The organism is Marivivens marinus (assembly GCF_035969385.1).
GTDB lineage: Bacteria > Pseudomonadota > Alphaproteobacteria > Rhodobacterales > Rhodobacteraceae > SELP01.
Genome location: NZ_JAYKKJ010000002.1, coordinates 347,136 through 361,919 on the forward strand (window position 1 = coordinate 347,136; position 14,784 = coordinate 361,919).

Genomic DNA, 14,784 nt, shown 5'->3' on the forward strand with positions numbered 1-14,784 from the left:
TTTTTACAAGGGTGCGGCGACTTGGCCCCCACCATGGGGACGCGCCCCTCTACGCCCCTTGGGTCAAACGGTCAATATGGCAGGACAAGCTCGACAATCAGCGTGCGCTGGATCGGAAGGAAGTTGTCGTCCGAAATCATCGAGGCGACGAGCCGCCCGCGGGCATCCCGCCAGATCGCGACCCCTTCAAGGTTGTCGTGGCTGCCGGACCAGAGTTCCACCCCGCCGGACCCGTCGAGATCGAAGCGGCGCAGGCGGCTCTGAAAGCCCAGCAGCCCGACCTTGCGTTCAAGGATATAAAGCCGCCCGTCGGGGCCGATGTCGGCGCCGGAAACAAGGTATTCGTCGGACCGGGGCAAAGAGAACGGGATGGACCATTTCCCACCGGAGTAGCGGTAGACGGAAAAGGGCCGGTCGAAGTCCCCGGATCGTTCAGGGATGGTGTAAAGCGTCCCATCCGGGCCGATTGCCAAGGCTTCGAGGCTGGAATTCACCTGCATGTCCCGGAAGTCCGGGTGCCGGGGCAGCCATGCGGCCTCGCCTGTCAGGGTCGCATAGGTCCAGACCCGCGCCTCGCCTTCAAAGCTGACGTAGATGCGCCCGTCATCCCGTATCGCCAGACCCTCTGCATCGGCCCGAAATCCGGTGGCAGGGGTGCCGTCGGTGTCATTCAGCGGACCCTGCGCGGTCAGGTCGATCCGGTCAATGGTGCCAGCATCGGACCGGCTAAATGTCCCACGCACCCAGATCCCGCTGTCAGAGATTGCGGTGAAACGCGCACCGTCGTCACTGACCTCGATCCCCGAAAACCCGCCCAGACCGGCGTCTTGGTGGGCCCAGTGGAAGACCGAAGGGCGGGGATCATCGGTCGCCCATGCCACTGGGGCAAGCCAGAAAAGGCCAGCAAACAAGGCAAAGGTTTTGCGCATTCAGTTGGCGGCGACCGCGGCGCATTGTCCGGGAAGCTGGGCCATGGTCAGCGGCCCGCGCGGCGGGGCGGGGTTCGGGTCGGGCGGCGGCGGGTTAAGGATATTGTCCACCCAGACCTGCGCATCGGCGCAGCCATCACCAGCGGGCGGCGGGGCCTGATCTTCGCAGCCCGGCGCGCCGGCGGGGCAGTTCAGCCGGACGTGGAAATGGTAATGATGCCCATGCCACGGCCGGATCTTGCGCAGCCAGTCGCGGTTGCCGGTTTCCCAGTTGCACATGTCGATCTTGGCGCCGGGGAACACGAAAATGCGGGCGACGCGGGGGTCGCGGGCTGCCTCGCGCAGAAGCCGCATATGTGCTTCGGTCCAATCACTGTTGGTATAGGCCCCGCCCGCGCGGCGCATGGAAATGGACGACAGGCTTTCGCGTTCGTCCCGGCTCAGGTTCAGGCGCTGCGGCGGAAGCATCCAGATATCCGCGTCAAGGCCGGTCTGGTGGCTGGCATGCCCGGTCAGCATCGGGCCGCCGCGTGGCTGCGACATGTCTCCGACATACAGGCCTTCCCACCCCGGCAGGGTGGCGGCAAAGCGCGACAGGTCCTGCACGAAATCGACGGTCTGCGGTTGCGCCCAGTTGCGGTTGCGGGACAGGCGCATCGCCTGCCACGTCGGGCCGGTTTCCGGCAGTTGGACCGCGCCCGCCTGGCAGCCCCGCGCATAGCCGCCGAAACTTTGCGATGGCTGGCTGGACGCGGTGGGGATGTAGCCGAACACCTCTTTCGCGACGCGGGCGTCATTGGCGTTCTGGCTGGACACCCGGGTTTCGACCGGGCCGTCGTAATCATCCCCCCCCTTGCAGGCGGCAAGCCCCAGAAGGGCACAAAAACCTAGGACTGCGACCCGGACCATTCTGCGCGATCTCCCTCTTTGTTGACCCAGCGTAGCAGGATCAATCCAAGGATGAAAAGAAGGATCAGCGGCGAGACCCCAAGACGAGCGGAGTTCAGCGAAGCGGTGAATATCCCGATCAGGCCGGGCGCCAGAAAGGCGGTGGCCTTGCCCGAAAGGGCGAAAAGCCCAAAGGCTTCGTTCGGTTTGTCGGGGTTGGTGTGACGCACCATCATCGACCGGCTGGCGGCATAAAGCGCTCCGCCGGTCCCGCCGATCGCCGCGCCTAGGATGTAGAAGATGATGTCCGCAGTCCCCAGCGTAGCTCCGATCATCGGGGCAAGCGCGGCGGGGGTGGGAATGTCATTGCGCAATGCGATCCCGAACAGCTCTTCCCGGGTCATCGACACGATCACCGTACAGACGACAATCAGCAGCCACACACAGACCCGGATCACCGGTTTCGGGCCGAACCGGCTGTCGCACAATCCGCCGACCCATGTGGCGACGGCGGCGGTGATGGCCCCAACGATCCCGAATAGGCCAACCATGGTGATGGACCAGTTCAGCACCAGCGTCGCATAGACACCGCCAAATCCGTAGAGCGCGTTCAACGCATCGCGATAAAACATCGACGCGCCAAGGAAGGCGAAAAGGCTTTTGCGTTCGGGAAGGGACAACACGGTGCTGACCACGTCATCAAAGGCCTTCATGACCGAGGCCTTGGGCGCGTTTGCATCCGGTTTGTCTTCGCGCACCCAGGCAAAGAAGGGCACCATGAATACAACGAACCAAAGCGCGATGAACGGTCCGACGGACCGGGTGCCTTCCCGCGCTTCGGCATCAAGCCCAAAGGCCGGGTCCATCCCGACAAGGGTCTTTCCCGTTTCGCTTTCGGCCAAGAAGATCAGCATGATGAACAGCGACAGCACACCGCCCCAATACCCCAGAGCGGCGCCAGAGCCGGAGATCCGCCCGACTTCCTTGTCATTGCCAAGTGACGGCAACATCGCGTTGACAAAGATTAGCAGGTATTCAGCGGCGACAAATCCTACTGAGAAGACCAGAAGCATCGTCCACATGGTCGATCCGTCGGGCATGGTCTGCCACAGCAGGGCCGCCATCACGACATAGATCGCGGAGAACACCCAGATCCACGGCATCCGCCTGCCGGTCTGGTCGGCATAGGCCCCGATGAAAGGCGCGGTAAAGGCGATCAGCAATCCGGCAAGCGTTTGCCCCAGCGACCACAGTGATTGCGCCTGTGCGTCCGCTGTGGCCTCGTCCAGCCCGGTTCCGGCGAAGTAGCCGGTAGCGACGGCTGCGAAATAGGGCCCGAAGATGAACGTCAGTCCCAGCGTGTAAAAGGGCTGTGTGGCCCAATCAAAGAACATCCATCCCCAGATGCGTTTCTTGTTCGCGCTTGCCATGCCTGTCCCCTGTTCCCTTTTGCCGGGATAAGACCCCGGCGCGGGGGTTCTGGCAAGCGTGGCGTTGCAGATGCCGCAGCGTCAGGCCGGTTTGCGTCACTCCTGCATCGGCGGCCAGGGGCGTTTGGCGTCCGCCGCGACCCATGCGGTGACCCAATCGGGCAGGGGCGGCGAGATCGGGTCCAGCCCCATCTCGGCGACGACCTCGGTGGGCGGGACGATCCCATTTGGCCCGGTGGCGGCCGACCGGATCAGGACGTGACCGGCGCAGTCCCCATTTGTCTTCCACATCGTCTGTTCGACGTAAAAGAACCTGTCGTCCCAACCGATTCCGCGCGACTTCATGGTGATCTTTTCGAAGGCCCGGATGCGGCGGCGGTAGCGCGGCGACGATCCGGCAACGGTCAGCCCCCAGCCCCGGCGGCGCAGCGCGTCGATCAACCCGGTCCGGTGGCCCAACGGGATGCGCCCAAGGTCATACAGCGTCAGGGTGCGCCCGTTGTTCAACTCCCAGAAGATATCCAGATCCCAGGGCAGGCAGTAATGGGTACTGATGTGGGTACCATCAAAGGGCAGTTTCGGGCTCTTGCGGGTTTTCCACATCTGCCAGGTCATGCGGATGACAGGATACATCGGGGCCTCCGTTCGTTGGGGCAGGCTTGGGGCGGGGTGACCTGCGCGTCAACCGTGACGTGAGGGCAGGGGCTTGCGCGGCGGGCGGCCACGACTTACCTGTCGGGGAACCCAAGAGAAAGAGACCGGAACGATGGTTGAACTTTATCGGCTGCTCGCCCTGCTTCTGGACGTCGCCTTCTGGATCATGCTGGTTTTCGTGATCATGAGCTGGCTGATCAATTTTCAGGTTCTGAACACGCGTCAGCCGATGGTCCAGCAGGTCTGGGTCGGGCTGAACCGTCTGTTGCAGCCGATCTTTGACCCGATCCGCCGCATTCTGCCGGATACGCGGCCCTTGGATCTGTCGCCGCTGGTCGTCTTCGTGGGGATTATCGCACTGCGTGACATCATCCTACCCGCGATCCTGCTTTAGCCTGATCGTCAGGGGGCCTTGCCCCTGATTCCCGCCTGTGGGATTGTGCCCTAAACGAGCACACACCCTTACAGGCACCCCCGCATGAGCGCTGCCACGCTTCTGAGGTCGGTCTTCGGATTCGACGCCTTCCGCCCCGGCCAGCAGGAGATCGTGGAAGCCGTGGTCGAGGGCCGCAATACGCTGGCCATCATGCCCACTGGGGGTGGGAAATCCCTGTGTTTCCAGCTTCCGGCCCTTGTCCGCGATGGGGTCACGGTCGTCATTTCGCCATTGATTGCCCTGATGCGCGATCAGGTGCGCGGGTTGCGCGAGGCCGGGGTAGAGGCGCATGCGCTGACATCGGGCAATACAGATGTCGAAACCGATGCGGCGTTTCAGGCGCTGACCGCGGGCACATGCAAGCTGCTTTACATGGCGCCGGAACGGCTTGCCTCGGGCGGGGCGCAGCGGCTGCTGCGGCAGGCGGGCGTGTCCCTGATTGCCGTGGACGAGGCCCATTGCGTCAGCCAATGGGGCCATGATTTCCGCCCCGACTACCTGCGGATTGGAGAGTTGCGGCGGGCGCTGAACGTGCCGCTGGCCGCCTTCACCGCCACGGCGGATGCCGAAACCCGTGTCGAGATTGTCGAAAAGCTGTTCGATGGGCAGGCCCCGGCGACATTCCTGCGTGGCTTTGACCGGCCCAACATCCACCTTGCCTTCGCGGTCAAGGACAGCCCGCGCCAGCAAATTCTGTCCTTTGCCGCCGCTCGCAAAGGCCAGTCCGGGATTGTCTACTGCGGCACCCGCGCCAAGACTGAAACCCTGTCCCGTGCGCTGGCAGAGGCCGGGCATGACACATGCCATTATCACGGCGGGATGGAGGCCGAGGACCGCCGCGTGGTCGAGGCGCGGTTTCAGCAGGACGACGGGTTGATCGTCTGCGCCACGGTGGCCTTTGGCATGGGGATCGACAAACCCGATATCCGCTGGGTTGCCCATGCGGACCTGCCCAAAAGTATCGAAGCCTATTATCAGGAAATCGGCCGCGCCGGACGCGATGGTGCCCCCGCCGAAACCCTGACCCTGTTCGGCCCCGATGACATCCGATTCCGCCGCCAGCAGATCGACGAAGGGCTGGCGCCGCCGGAACGCCGCGCCGCCGATCACGGCCGGCTGAATGCATTGTTGGGATTGGCAGAGGCGCTGAGCTGCCGCCGTCAGACCCTTCTGGGCTATTTCGGAGAGGAGGCCGCGCCTTGCGGCAATTGCGACCTGTGCGACCAGCCGCCCGAAGTGTTTGACGGCACGACCCCGGTCCGCATGGCCCTGTCCGCGGCGCTGCGCACCGGGGAAAGTTTCGGGGCCGGGCATCTGATCGAGATTTTGCTGGGGTCCGACACGGACAAGATCCGTCAGCGCGGTCACGACAGCCTGCCGACCTATGGCGTGGGCAAGGAATACGACCGGCGCCAATGGCAGGCGATCTTTCGGCAGATGATGGGGCACGACCTTCTGCGCCCGGACCCAGAACGCCACGGCGGATTGCGGATGACGGACCGCGCCCGCCCGATCCTGCGAGGCGAGGAAAGCATCGACTTGCGCCGCGACACCATCCGCGCCGCCAAGGGCAAGGGCCTGCGCGTCAAGATGCTGGTGAGCGAGGAAGACGCGCCGCTTCTGTCCGCGCTCAAGGCTAAGCGGCGGGCGCTGGCCGAGGCGGCAGGTGTTCCCGCCTATATCATCTTCAACGACCGGACCCTGATTGAGATGGCCGAAAAGCGCCCCGTGACTCTGGACGCCATGGCGCAGATCGGCGGGGTCGGGGCGAAAAAGCTGGAAAGCTACGGCGATGCCTTCCTGTCGGTGATCGCGGGCGCGGTGGATGAGGTGCACCCGGCCCGCCGCAAACTGGCCGGTCGGGCAGAGGGCACGGTCTATGACCGGCTACTGGCCGTTCAGGCCGATCTGGCGCGGGGAGAGACGGGATTGGACAAGCCCATGTCCTGCACCGCCGCGCAGCTGGCCAAGGTCGCCAAGGCCCGGCCGTCCGACCTTGGCGCGCTGGCCCGTTTGATCGGGGACAGGCATTCCGAACGGTTCGGCTCAGCCTTCCTGTCGGTTTTGCAGGACGACGGCTAGGGCGTCAGAAGCTCGATCTCGGCTCTGGCCGAGCGTCCTTCGGCATCGATCACCGTCAGGGCCGAAAACCCACGCCCAAGGGCGTCGATCTGAATCTCGCGCCGATGGGTCGTGCCGACGGGAACGCCGTTGGCCAGCCATGTGAAGGGGCCTGCTCCGTCGCTGACCCGCGCCACCAGACCGCCGCTGGCAATCCTTGCGCCATCTGGGGGAAAGGCGATGCGCGGCGCGCCCTCGTCCAGCTGTCCGCCTCTTGGCCGGAACCGTTGCAGGGGCAGCGGCAGTTGCGCGGTGGGCAGAAGCAGTGTGGCGGGGGGCGGTGGCGGGATCGGGTCGATCCGCGGTTTCAGCCGCTCAAAGGCTTCGAACATAATCGGTGCGGCAAGGTCGGCGCCAAAGGCCCCCGGAACCGGCGTTCCATCCGCCCGACCCATCCACACCGCCACCACATGCCGCCCGTCGAACCCCACCGCCAGCGCATCCCGATGCCCGTAGGAGGTGCCGGTCTTGAAGGCGATCCCAGCGCCCTGCACCCCGGCCGGGCGTGGCGCCTGCAACAGGATGTCGGCAACCTGCCAGGCCGCGACCTCTCCGACGATCCGTTGCGGCGCGAAACCGTCCGACGGGTCAGGCAGGGCCCGCAGATCGACGGCGACGCCGCCCTGCGCAAGGCCCGCGTAAAGCCGGACCAGATCGTCGAGCGTCATGCCCACACCGCCCAGTGAAACCGCAAGACCCGGCCGCCCTCCGGGCAAGACCGGATCGGCCCCGGCCCGGCGCAATCCGGCTAGAACATGCTCTGGCCCCAGCGCTTCGGTCAGGCTGACAACGGGGATGTTCAGCGACCATTGCAGCGCATCCCGCACCCGGATGTCGCCGCGATAGGCCCCGTCGAAGTTCTGCGGCCGATAGCCGTTGAAATCCATTGGCCGATCCGCGATCAGCGTTTCGGGATGGGCCAGCCCATTGTCAAAGGACAGCGCGTAGACCAGCGGCTTGAGCGTCGATCCGGGCGACCGAACCGCCTGTGTGAGGTCCAGAAATCCGCCCCGCCGATCCGCCGCATAGGCGCCCGACCCGACAGTGGCGAGGATCTCGCCGGTCTGGTGATCCGCGATCATCACGGCCACCTGCACCCGGTCCGTCCGCTGCGCAACGGCGGCCTGCGCAAGGTCTTCAATCCGGGCCTGAAGTCCGGCGTCGAGCGTGGTCCGGACAACGCGCGGCCCGCCCGCAGCGACCAGCCGGTCCGACAGGTGCGGCGCCAGCGTTGGAAAGGGGCGGCGGTCGTCGGGCATCGGTTCAGACATGGCAGCGCGGGCAGTTTCGGCCTCCAGCACCCCGTCCGAAACCATCCGAATTAGCACTCGGTTGCGGGCGGCCAGCGCGGTTTCCGGATGCCGGTCGGGCCGCCGCGACTCGGGTGATTGTGGCAGGGCGACCAGAAGCGCGGCCTCTGCCGGGGTCAGCCGCTCGGGCGGTTTGCCGAACCATGTGAAACTCGCGGCCCGCACCCCTTCGACATTGCCGCCGAATGGCGCGAGGTTCAGGTAAAGCGTCAGGATCTCGTCCTTGGACAGTTGACGTTCCAGCGCCAGCGCGACCCGGATCTGACGCAGTTTGCCGGACCAGCGCCCGGTGCCGCTGTCCTCAAGCAACCGGGCCACCTGCATGGTCAGTGTAGACCCGCCCGAGACGACCTCTTGCCGACCAAGCGCCTGCGCCGCCGCCCGCGCCATGGCCAGAGGATCGACGCCTGCGTGGCCGCGGAACCGCTTGTCCTCGTAGCGGATCAGCATGGCAAGGTAGGTTGGGTCGACGGACGCGGGATCGGTGCCCATCCGCCAGCGTCCATCCGCCACCGTATAGGCGCGCAACAGGGTTCCGTCCCGGTCCAGAACCTCGATCGATTGGGCGATTTCAAGCGTGGGCAGATCGGTCGCATCGATCCAGATATCGACCCTGTCCCGGCCCAAAGCCGCCGCCCAAAGGACGACGGCAAGGGTCAGGCAAAGATGCCCCGCGCGGATCATTGCAGGATCGTCACCTCGCCCGCGTTGGTCCATGCGCGGCGGTCGGGCCGATACATGTCTTCAACGCTGGCCGCCGGGTGGTGGAAGGTGCCCGGCGAAACCGCCCGCGCGATATAGGCCAGCCGGAACGGCTGATCCGACCGCCAGTCCACCGCCGCAAGGAACCTGTCGGACCGGAATTCGGCCGACTGGGTCGCGACGGGGTCCAGCCAGTCCAGCGCCCGGATATCCCCGGCGTTCAGCAGGTTGGGGTTGTCGATCTCGTAGCCCGCCGCCAGCGGATCGGACACCATCAGCCGCCCCTCCTGCCGCCCGAACGGCGTGACCGTCAGGACGGTGACAAGGCGGGTGCCGACGGACACATCCGATGGGGCGACCGGGTCGCCGTCCATCGTGTAATAGCTGCGCTCGATTGCATAGCCGTTGCCACCGGCGGGTTCGGGCGTTGCTGGAACACCAAAGGTGGTGACGGTCAGTTCCGTCGCCCGGTCACCGGTGTTCGACACTTGGATCGGGGCCGCATCGGTCTGCCCTTCAAGCACCCGGACCAGCGGGCCGGTGGCCGGTTCGCCGTCAAACTCGATTCCGGCGGTCGACAGGTCCGCGATCAGCGCGTTGGCGGCCATCAGGGTCCATGCGGCCTCTTGCGTGGACAGGTGGCGCCCGGAATTGGCAACCTGCCGCGCGATCATGTCCCGGTCCACCGCTGTGCTGCCCGCCTCGACCGCAAGTGCCAGAACGGCGGCGGCATCGCGATGGGTGGTGCCGAAATCGGCCCGCCAGATCGGGGCCTCGGACCCGTCGACAAACCGCGCGGCCAAAAGCACCCCGGCCCGGCGGAACAGGGCATCGGCGCGGGTCTGGTCGCCATACATCGCAAGTGCAGTCCCCAGCTGCGCCAGCGCCAGCGGGGTCGCGAACGCCTCGGCCCGTTGATCCGCGTAGTAGCGCAGATCGCCGACCGCAGCGGCCCCTTCGCGGGCCAGAACCATCAGCGCATAGGCCAGATCACCACCGCCGCTGTCGAAATCGGGGTAGTAGTTGACCCGGTTGCGCAGGTTGTCGATGGCATTGCGGAAGGCGATATCGGGGACATCGTGCCCCTGCGCCCGCGCCCTGCTCAGGAAGTCCGAGACATAGGCATCAAGCCAGAGATCGCCCGAGTAAGGCCCCCACAGCCCGAAGGCCCCGTTGGCGGATTGGTTGGCCAGAACCTGGGCCACGGCCTGATCAATCCGGTCAGATACGCGGTCCCGACCGGCAAGGCCCATCGCGGTTGCAACCTCGTCGAAATACAACAGCGGCATCGCCTGCGAGGTGACCTGTTCAGTGCAGCCATAGGGGTAGCGGTCCAGCGCGTTCAGCAGGCCCGGCGCATCGAACCGCGCGAGGGGGCCGACCGATAGCGTTGCGCTGCCGGTGCCATCGGCAAGACCGGCAAAGACGTTGCTGTCGAAGGTGAACACCTCGCCGGGGGCAAGGTTGAACCGGGACTGTCGGGTCATTTCCGGGTCATTGCGAACCACGGGGATTGTCAGGTGCCGTTCAAGGGTGGTGCCGTCCGGCGTGGTCAGGATGAGGGTCACCTCGTGGATGCCGGGGTCGACCGCTGCGACCGGCAGGCCAAAGCTGACCTTTTCACCTTCTTCAAGGGTGAACCGCGCGGGCACCTCCTGCGCGGCCAGTGCTACGCCATCGCCCTGCACTCGCAGCGCCATTTCACCGGCGGGTCCGTTCGCGTGGACGACCTCTAACAGGATGCGGCTTTGGTCACCGGGGGCAAAGAACCGTGGGGCAGAGGCCGTCAGAACCACAGGATCGCGCACCAAGACATCCGCCTCGGCCTGACCGACCCCGGTTTCGGACCAAGCGATTGCCATCAGTCGAACGGTGCCATTGAAGGCAGGCAGGTCAAAACGGATCTCGGCCCGCCCATCCGGGCCGACGGTGACGGGGCCTTCGAAGAAGGTGACCAGTTCCTCGGTCGGTGGGGGCGACTGCATGCCCATCTGAGCCATGGCATCGCCGCCCGACCGGACCGCGCCCATCGAGCCGTTCAGCCCGTCGATCAGCCGCCCGTAAAGATCGCGCAGTTCCACCCCAAGCCGCCGCTGGCCGAAGTAATGGCCGGACGGATCGGGGTTGTCGAAGCCGGTGATGTTGAGAATTCCAAGATCCACGGCGGCAAGGGTCACATGGGCGGTATCGCCCTCTGACAGGCCCGCGACGTCGATCCCCACGGTCATCGGCTGCCGGGGGCGCATCACCTCTGGCGCGTCCAGCCGAACCGAAAGCTGTTTTGGACCCGGATCAACCGATGCGTAGCCCAGCCCAAGCGCGCGCGCCGGATTGTGCCCGGCCTGCACGTCCATGGGTCGGATGACGCTCGCGGTGACATAGGCCCCCGCGCCCCAGTCGTCGGTCACTGTCAGCGGGATCAGGTTTTCGCCCTCGGTCACCGCGACCGCCTCCATATGGATCACGCGGTTCGACATGACCGTCACCAGTGCGGTCCCGGCATAGCGCGGCACGATCCGGAAGGTGGCCATGTCGCCGATCTGGTAGCTTTCGGCGTCAAGCGAGGCCTCCAGCAGGTCGGGCGTATCGCCCGCGTCCGCTGGGGCATACCAGCCCGCGTAGAACCCGGTCGAGGACGCCACATAGCTGCCATCGGTGCGTTCCACGACAATCTCGTAGCGGCCCCAGTCCACGTCGGCGGACACCTCGACCGGCTCGCCGCCAAGGGTGGCCGTGCCGCTTGCAACCTCGGTCCGGGTGGTGACGGCATCCCATTCCCAGCTGCCATAGAGCGAATACCACTGATAGCGCGTCCGGACCCGGTTAACGGTCCATTTCACCTGCATCTCTGCCGGGGACAGGTCCGGGCCAAGGCCGATCAGGGCGAACCGGGCGCGGCCGCCTTCGGGCACGACACCGTCGAACCGGGGGTTGATCCCGATCATCGGGCCATCGGGTAGAACTGGCGCGGTGATCTGCCGTTCCACCGGGCGGCCAGATCCTTCAGACACACGGGCCGTGACCCGCATTTCCAACGGCCGTCCCTCTGCCGAAACCTCGGGCAGGGGCACGGCAAGCCGCGCCTGTCCATCGCTGTCGGTCCTTGTGCCGGGCAGAACGTCGCGGCGCGCGTCGAACCCTTCGTCGTGGCGGCCAAAGCGGTAGCCTTCAAACCCTTCGACCGCGCTGGCAGCCCGAAGAAGCACATCGCCTTCCACCGCCAGATCGGCGGCGGGGGGGCCGAACAGATACCGCGCCGACAGGTCCAGCATCGGAACGTCGCCCAATCGGATCGCCCCGTCGGGCAGGGTCAGGTCGAAATCAATTCGCTCGGGCAGGAAATCCTCGACCAGAACGGTCGTGCTGGCCAGTGCCGGGGCATCCACATCCGCATGGACCGAAATCCGCCAGGGCCCGCGCGGGGCAGAGGCGGCGACCGGCAGGGCGAAGACATGGCCGCCCGCAATGTCCTCACCCGAGAAATGCCGCGAATATTCCACCCCGTCCGGACGGCGCAGGATCGCGGTCAGCGGCAGGCCCGGCAGCGCGGCGGCAGAGGCATCCCGCGCAAGGGCGGTCAGATGGATAACCTCGCCCGCGCGATAGGCGCCCCTGTCGGTCGCGATGAAGGCGTCGATCGCGCCAGCCGGGTCGCGGCCTTCGACGCCCCGGTCCGACAGGTCGAAGGCGGCGGCCGTCAACGACAGAAAGGCAAGGTCATCGCCCTTGCGCACCGTCACCATGGCCGGGGCGGCAGAGCCGGTGCCGCGTGTCAGGCCAGGATCGAAACGGGCCACCCCGTCGGCATCGGACAGGGCCGTGCCAAGAACGGCGTTTGCCTCGGACAAGAGCGTGACCTCTGCGCCGTCGGCAGCGGAGGCATCGGCCAGTGACCGTACCGCGACCGTCAAGCCGTCCGTGCCAAGGAAGGTCGCCATGCCAAGGTCCGACAGGACGAACCACTGGGTCGCGGGCGGGGTTTCATAGGGGTCGGCGCCGGGCACCCGTGCGACCAGTGCAAATATGCCGGGCTCCTGCCCCTCCAGCGGCTCTGCCAGGGGGACGCGGGTCAGCATGTCGCGGTTCAACTCAACCTGAAGCTCTGCGGTACCCGACCAGATTTCCGTGGCCATCTGGGCCGACAGATACCCTTCGCTCCAGCCGTAAAGCGGACTGCCAAGAAGGTCCTCCTGCATGGCGCGGACAAGGTTCCGGTCGGTCATCCGGTAAAGCGTCAGCTCTGCCTCTGGCAGATTGACCGACTGAAGCGGGATTGCCGCCTCGGACGTGCGGGGCAGGACGTAGCCATTGGTCAGCACACTGACCGACGGGGACCGATCCCGAACGTAAAGGGTCAGTTCCACCGGCCGAACCAGCGCTTCGCCACTCGCGGCGGGAAGGCCCTCGCGCAGGACGATGCGGGTGCGGCTACCATGGTCCACCCCAGCGATGCACAACCGGTCGCCCGAAGTTTCGACGGTCATCCGACTGTCGGGCAGTTGGACGAAGGGGGTGTAGTCGACGCCCGCCCGGATCAGCGGTTCCGAGAAGATCGCGCAAATGCGGGGGCTGGCGATTTCGGCCTCGACCTGCGTGTCGGCGACGCGGAACCCGTATTTGGCGATAGCGTCATCCAGTTGCGCCTCGATATCGCGGCGCGGCTGGATATCCAGTGCCAGTCGCAGCGCCGGGATCATGTCCCGCCCGCGCCCACCCGCCTCCAGTGCGATGGCCAGATCGCCAAGGGCGGTGGCGCGGGCGCCATCAGTTTGCGCCCGCAGGTAGGCTGCAACAGACGCGGGAACCGCACGCGCCCGAATGCGGTTCTGTTCGCCCCGGTCAGAGCTTGTTGCGATGCGCGCCAGACGCGCGTAATCGAGCCACGTTTCCGGCAGGTCCGAAACCGAAGCCGATGCCCCGGTCAGGCGGAAGGCGTTGAGAAGGTCCCCCGAGGCTTCGCGGGCTCGGGCGGCGGCCAGAAGCTCCGCCGCGCTGCGTTCGTCCGAGGAATGCAGCCGCCCAATATCCCGGGCCAGGTCATAGGCCGCCACCAGATCCGCATCGCGCAGGAAGGACAGATCGGTCGCCCGTGCCGTGGCATTGGCCAGAACTGCAGGGTCAGTTGGCAAAATGCGGCCTGAAATCGCACCGTCATAGGGCGAAAGCTCGGACACGCCCGCCTTTGGGAAACAGGCCCCGGACCGCTGATTGAAGGTAAAGGCCCGGCATTGGGAATTCGACAGGCACGCGGTCTGGCAGGCGTCCAGAGTGGTGTCGAAGATATTTGCAAGGTCCGAGCCGTAGAAATCGACATTGCGGGAAATCGCCACCCTGTTTTCCGGCACGTAATCCTCGGCCATCGAATGGGAGGGCAAGGTCAAGGCAATCAGCAAAAGGGAAAGCAGGCGCATCAATCGACTCCATCGGGCAACAATGCCCAAAGGGTCGCACCTGTCCGGCTGTCTGGCAATGATTCCCCGGATTATCCGGCGGTAGTAACCGGGTAGGGGCGGACGAAGGCGAGGGTGTTGCCCTCGCTCAGCTTTGGATCAAAGCGGTATCCGCCACTTTCGAAACCCTTGATGGCTTCGGCATCCGTCAGCCGGTTTTCGACGATAAAGCGGGCCATGGCGCCCCGTGCCCGCTTGGCAAAGAAGGATACGATCCGGGGTTTGCCGTCCTTGTCTTCGTAGAATTGCGGGGTCACGACCCGGAGTTTCAGCGCCTTTGTGTCGGCGGCGCCGAAATATTCCTGGCTGGCGCAGTTGACCAAGGTGTCGGTCCCAACGGCGGCGGCCTGCGCATTCAGGGCCTTGGCGATCGTATCGCCCCAGTAGTCATAGAGCGATTTCCCCCGCCGCGTCTTCAACCGGCTGCCCATCTCCAGCCGGTAGGGCTGGATTCCGTCCAGCGGTCGCAGCAGGCCATAAAGGCCGGACAGGATGCGCAAATGGTCTTGGGCCCAGCGCAGATCATCCTCGGACAGGGTCTTGGCCTCGAGCCCCTGATAGGTGTCGCCGTTGAAGATGAAGGCGGCCGGTTTCACCCGGTCCGGGGTCGGGTCGGCCATGAAATCGCGGAACCGGTCCCGGTTCAGTCGCGCCAGATCGTCCGAGATCGACATCAGCTTTTTCAGATCACCCAATGTGAGGTTGCGCGACGTCTTGGCCAGCCGTAGCGCGTCCTCGGCAAATTCAGGCTGGGTCGGGTCGATCCCGACCGGGTCAAGGTCAAGCGACTTCGCTGGGGAAATGACGGTCAGCATGGCGGGCTCCGTTGGGTTCGGTTTCGACGCCAGATAGGGCCGATTACAC

The 14,784-nt window shown here is 65.6% G+C and carries 9 protein-coding genes; 2 read left to right on the plus strand and 7 right to left on the minus strand.

The genetic code is table 11. The annotated features are described in order from the left end of the window. Positions 1 to 71: 71 nt before the first annotated feature. The 4 genes from U3648_RS04350 to U3648_RS04365 all read right to left on the minus strand — a co-directional run bounded on the left by U3648_RS04350 (position 72) and on the right by U3648_RS04365 (position 3,880). Positions 72 to 929 carry an esterase-like activity of phytase family protein gene (locus U3648_RS04350; protein ID WP_420858016.1) on the minus strand — a complete coding sequence of 286 codons (858 nt, stop codon included), beginning with the start codon at positions 927 to 929 and terminating at the stop codon, positions 72 to 74. Continuing rightward, positions 930 to 1,838, minus strand: coding sequence for a penicillin-insensitive murein endopeptidase (gene mepA / locus U3648_RS04355; RefSeq protein WP_420858017.1), 909 nt, complete (start codon positions 1,836 to 1,838; stop codon positions 930 to 932). Then, on the minus strand, positions 1,817 to 3,247 hold the full coding sequence (locus U3648_RS04360; RefSeq protein WP_420858018.1) for an MFS transporter: 1,431 nt from the start codon (positions 3,245 to 3,247) through the stop codon (positions 1,817 to 1,819). Before U3648_RS04360 ends, mepA begins: the two co-directional genes overlap by 22 nt. 96 nt (positions 3,248 to 3,343) lie before the next feature. Then, positions 3,344 to 3,880: an acyl-CoA thioesterase gene (locus tag U3648_RS04365; RefSeq protein ID WP_420858019.1), complete on the minus strand. Its 537-nt coding sequence runs from the start codon at positions 3,878 to 3,880 to the stop codon at positions 3,344 to 3,346. Between the two features lie 133 nt (positions 3,881 to 4,013). Between U3648_RS04365 and U3648_RS04370 the strand changes: the two genes are divergently transcribed. Both U3648_RS04370 and recQ read left to right on the plus strand, forming a co-directional pair. Then, positions 4,014 to 4,295, plus strand: a complete 282-nt coding sequence (locus U3648_RS04370; protein WP_129681851.1) for a YggT family protein — start codon at positions 4,014 to 4,016, stop codon at positions 4,293 to 4,295. Between the two features lie 84 nt (positions 4,296 to 4,379). Further along, positions 4,380 to 6,419, plus strand: a complete 2,040-nt coding sequence (gene recQ / locus U3648_RS04375; protein ID WP_420858020.1) for a DNA helicase RecQ — start codon at positions 4,380 to 4,382, stop codon at positions 6,417 to 6,419. Here the strand turns inward: recQ and pbpC are convergent. The 3 genes from pbpC to yaaA form a co-directional block, all read right to left on the minus strand. Then, the gene (pbpC, locus tag U3648_RS04380) at positions 6,416 to 8,452 is read right to left on the minus strand and encodes a penicillin-binding protein 1C (RefSeq protein WP_420858021.1); all 2,037 of its coding nucleotides are present in this window, start codon (positions 8,450 to 8,452) and stop codon (positions 6,416 to 6,418) included. The two genes, recQ and pbpC, sit on opposite strands and share 4 nt — an antisense overlap. Further along, the gene (locus U3648_RS04385; RefSeq protein WP_420858022.1) at positions 8,449 to 13,881 is read right to left on the minus strand and encodes an alpha-2-macroglobulin family protein; all 5,433 of its coding nucleotides are present in this window, start codon (positions 13,879 to 13,881) and stop codon (positions 8,449 to 8,451) included. The genes pbpC and U3648_RS04385 overlap by 4 nt, the downstream gene beginning before the upstream one ends. A gap of 71 nt (positions 13,882 to 13,952) precedes the next feature. Beyond that, entirely contained in the window at positions 13,953 to 14,735 is a 783-nt protein-coding gene (gene yaaA / locus U3648_RS04390) for a peroxide stress protein YaaA (protein WP_420858023.1), read from the minus strand. Between the last annotated feature and the right edge of the window lie 49 nt (positions 14,736 to 14,784).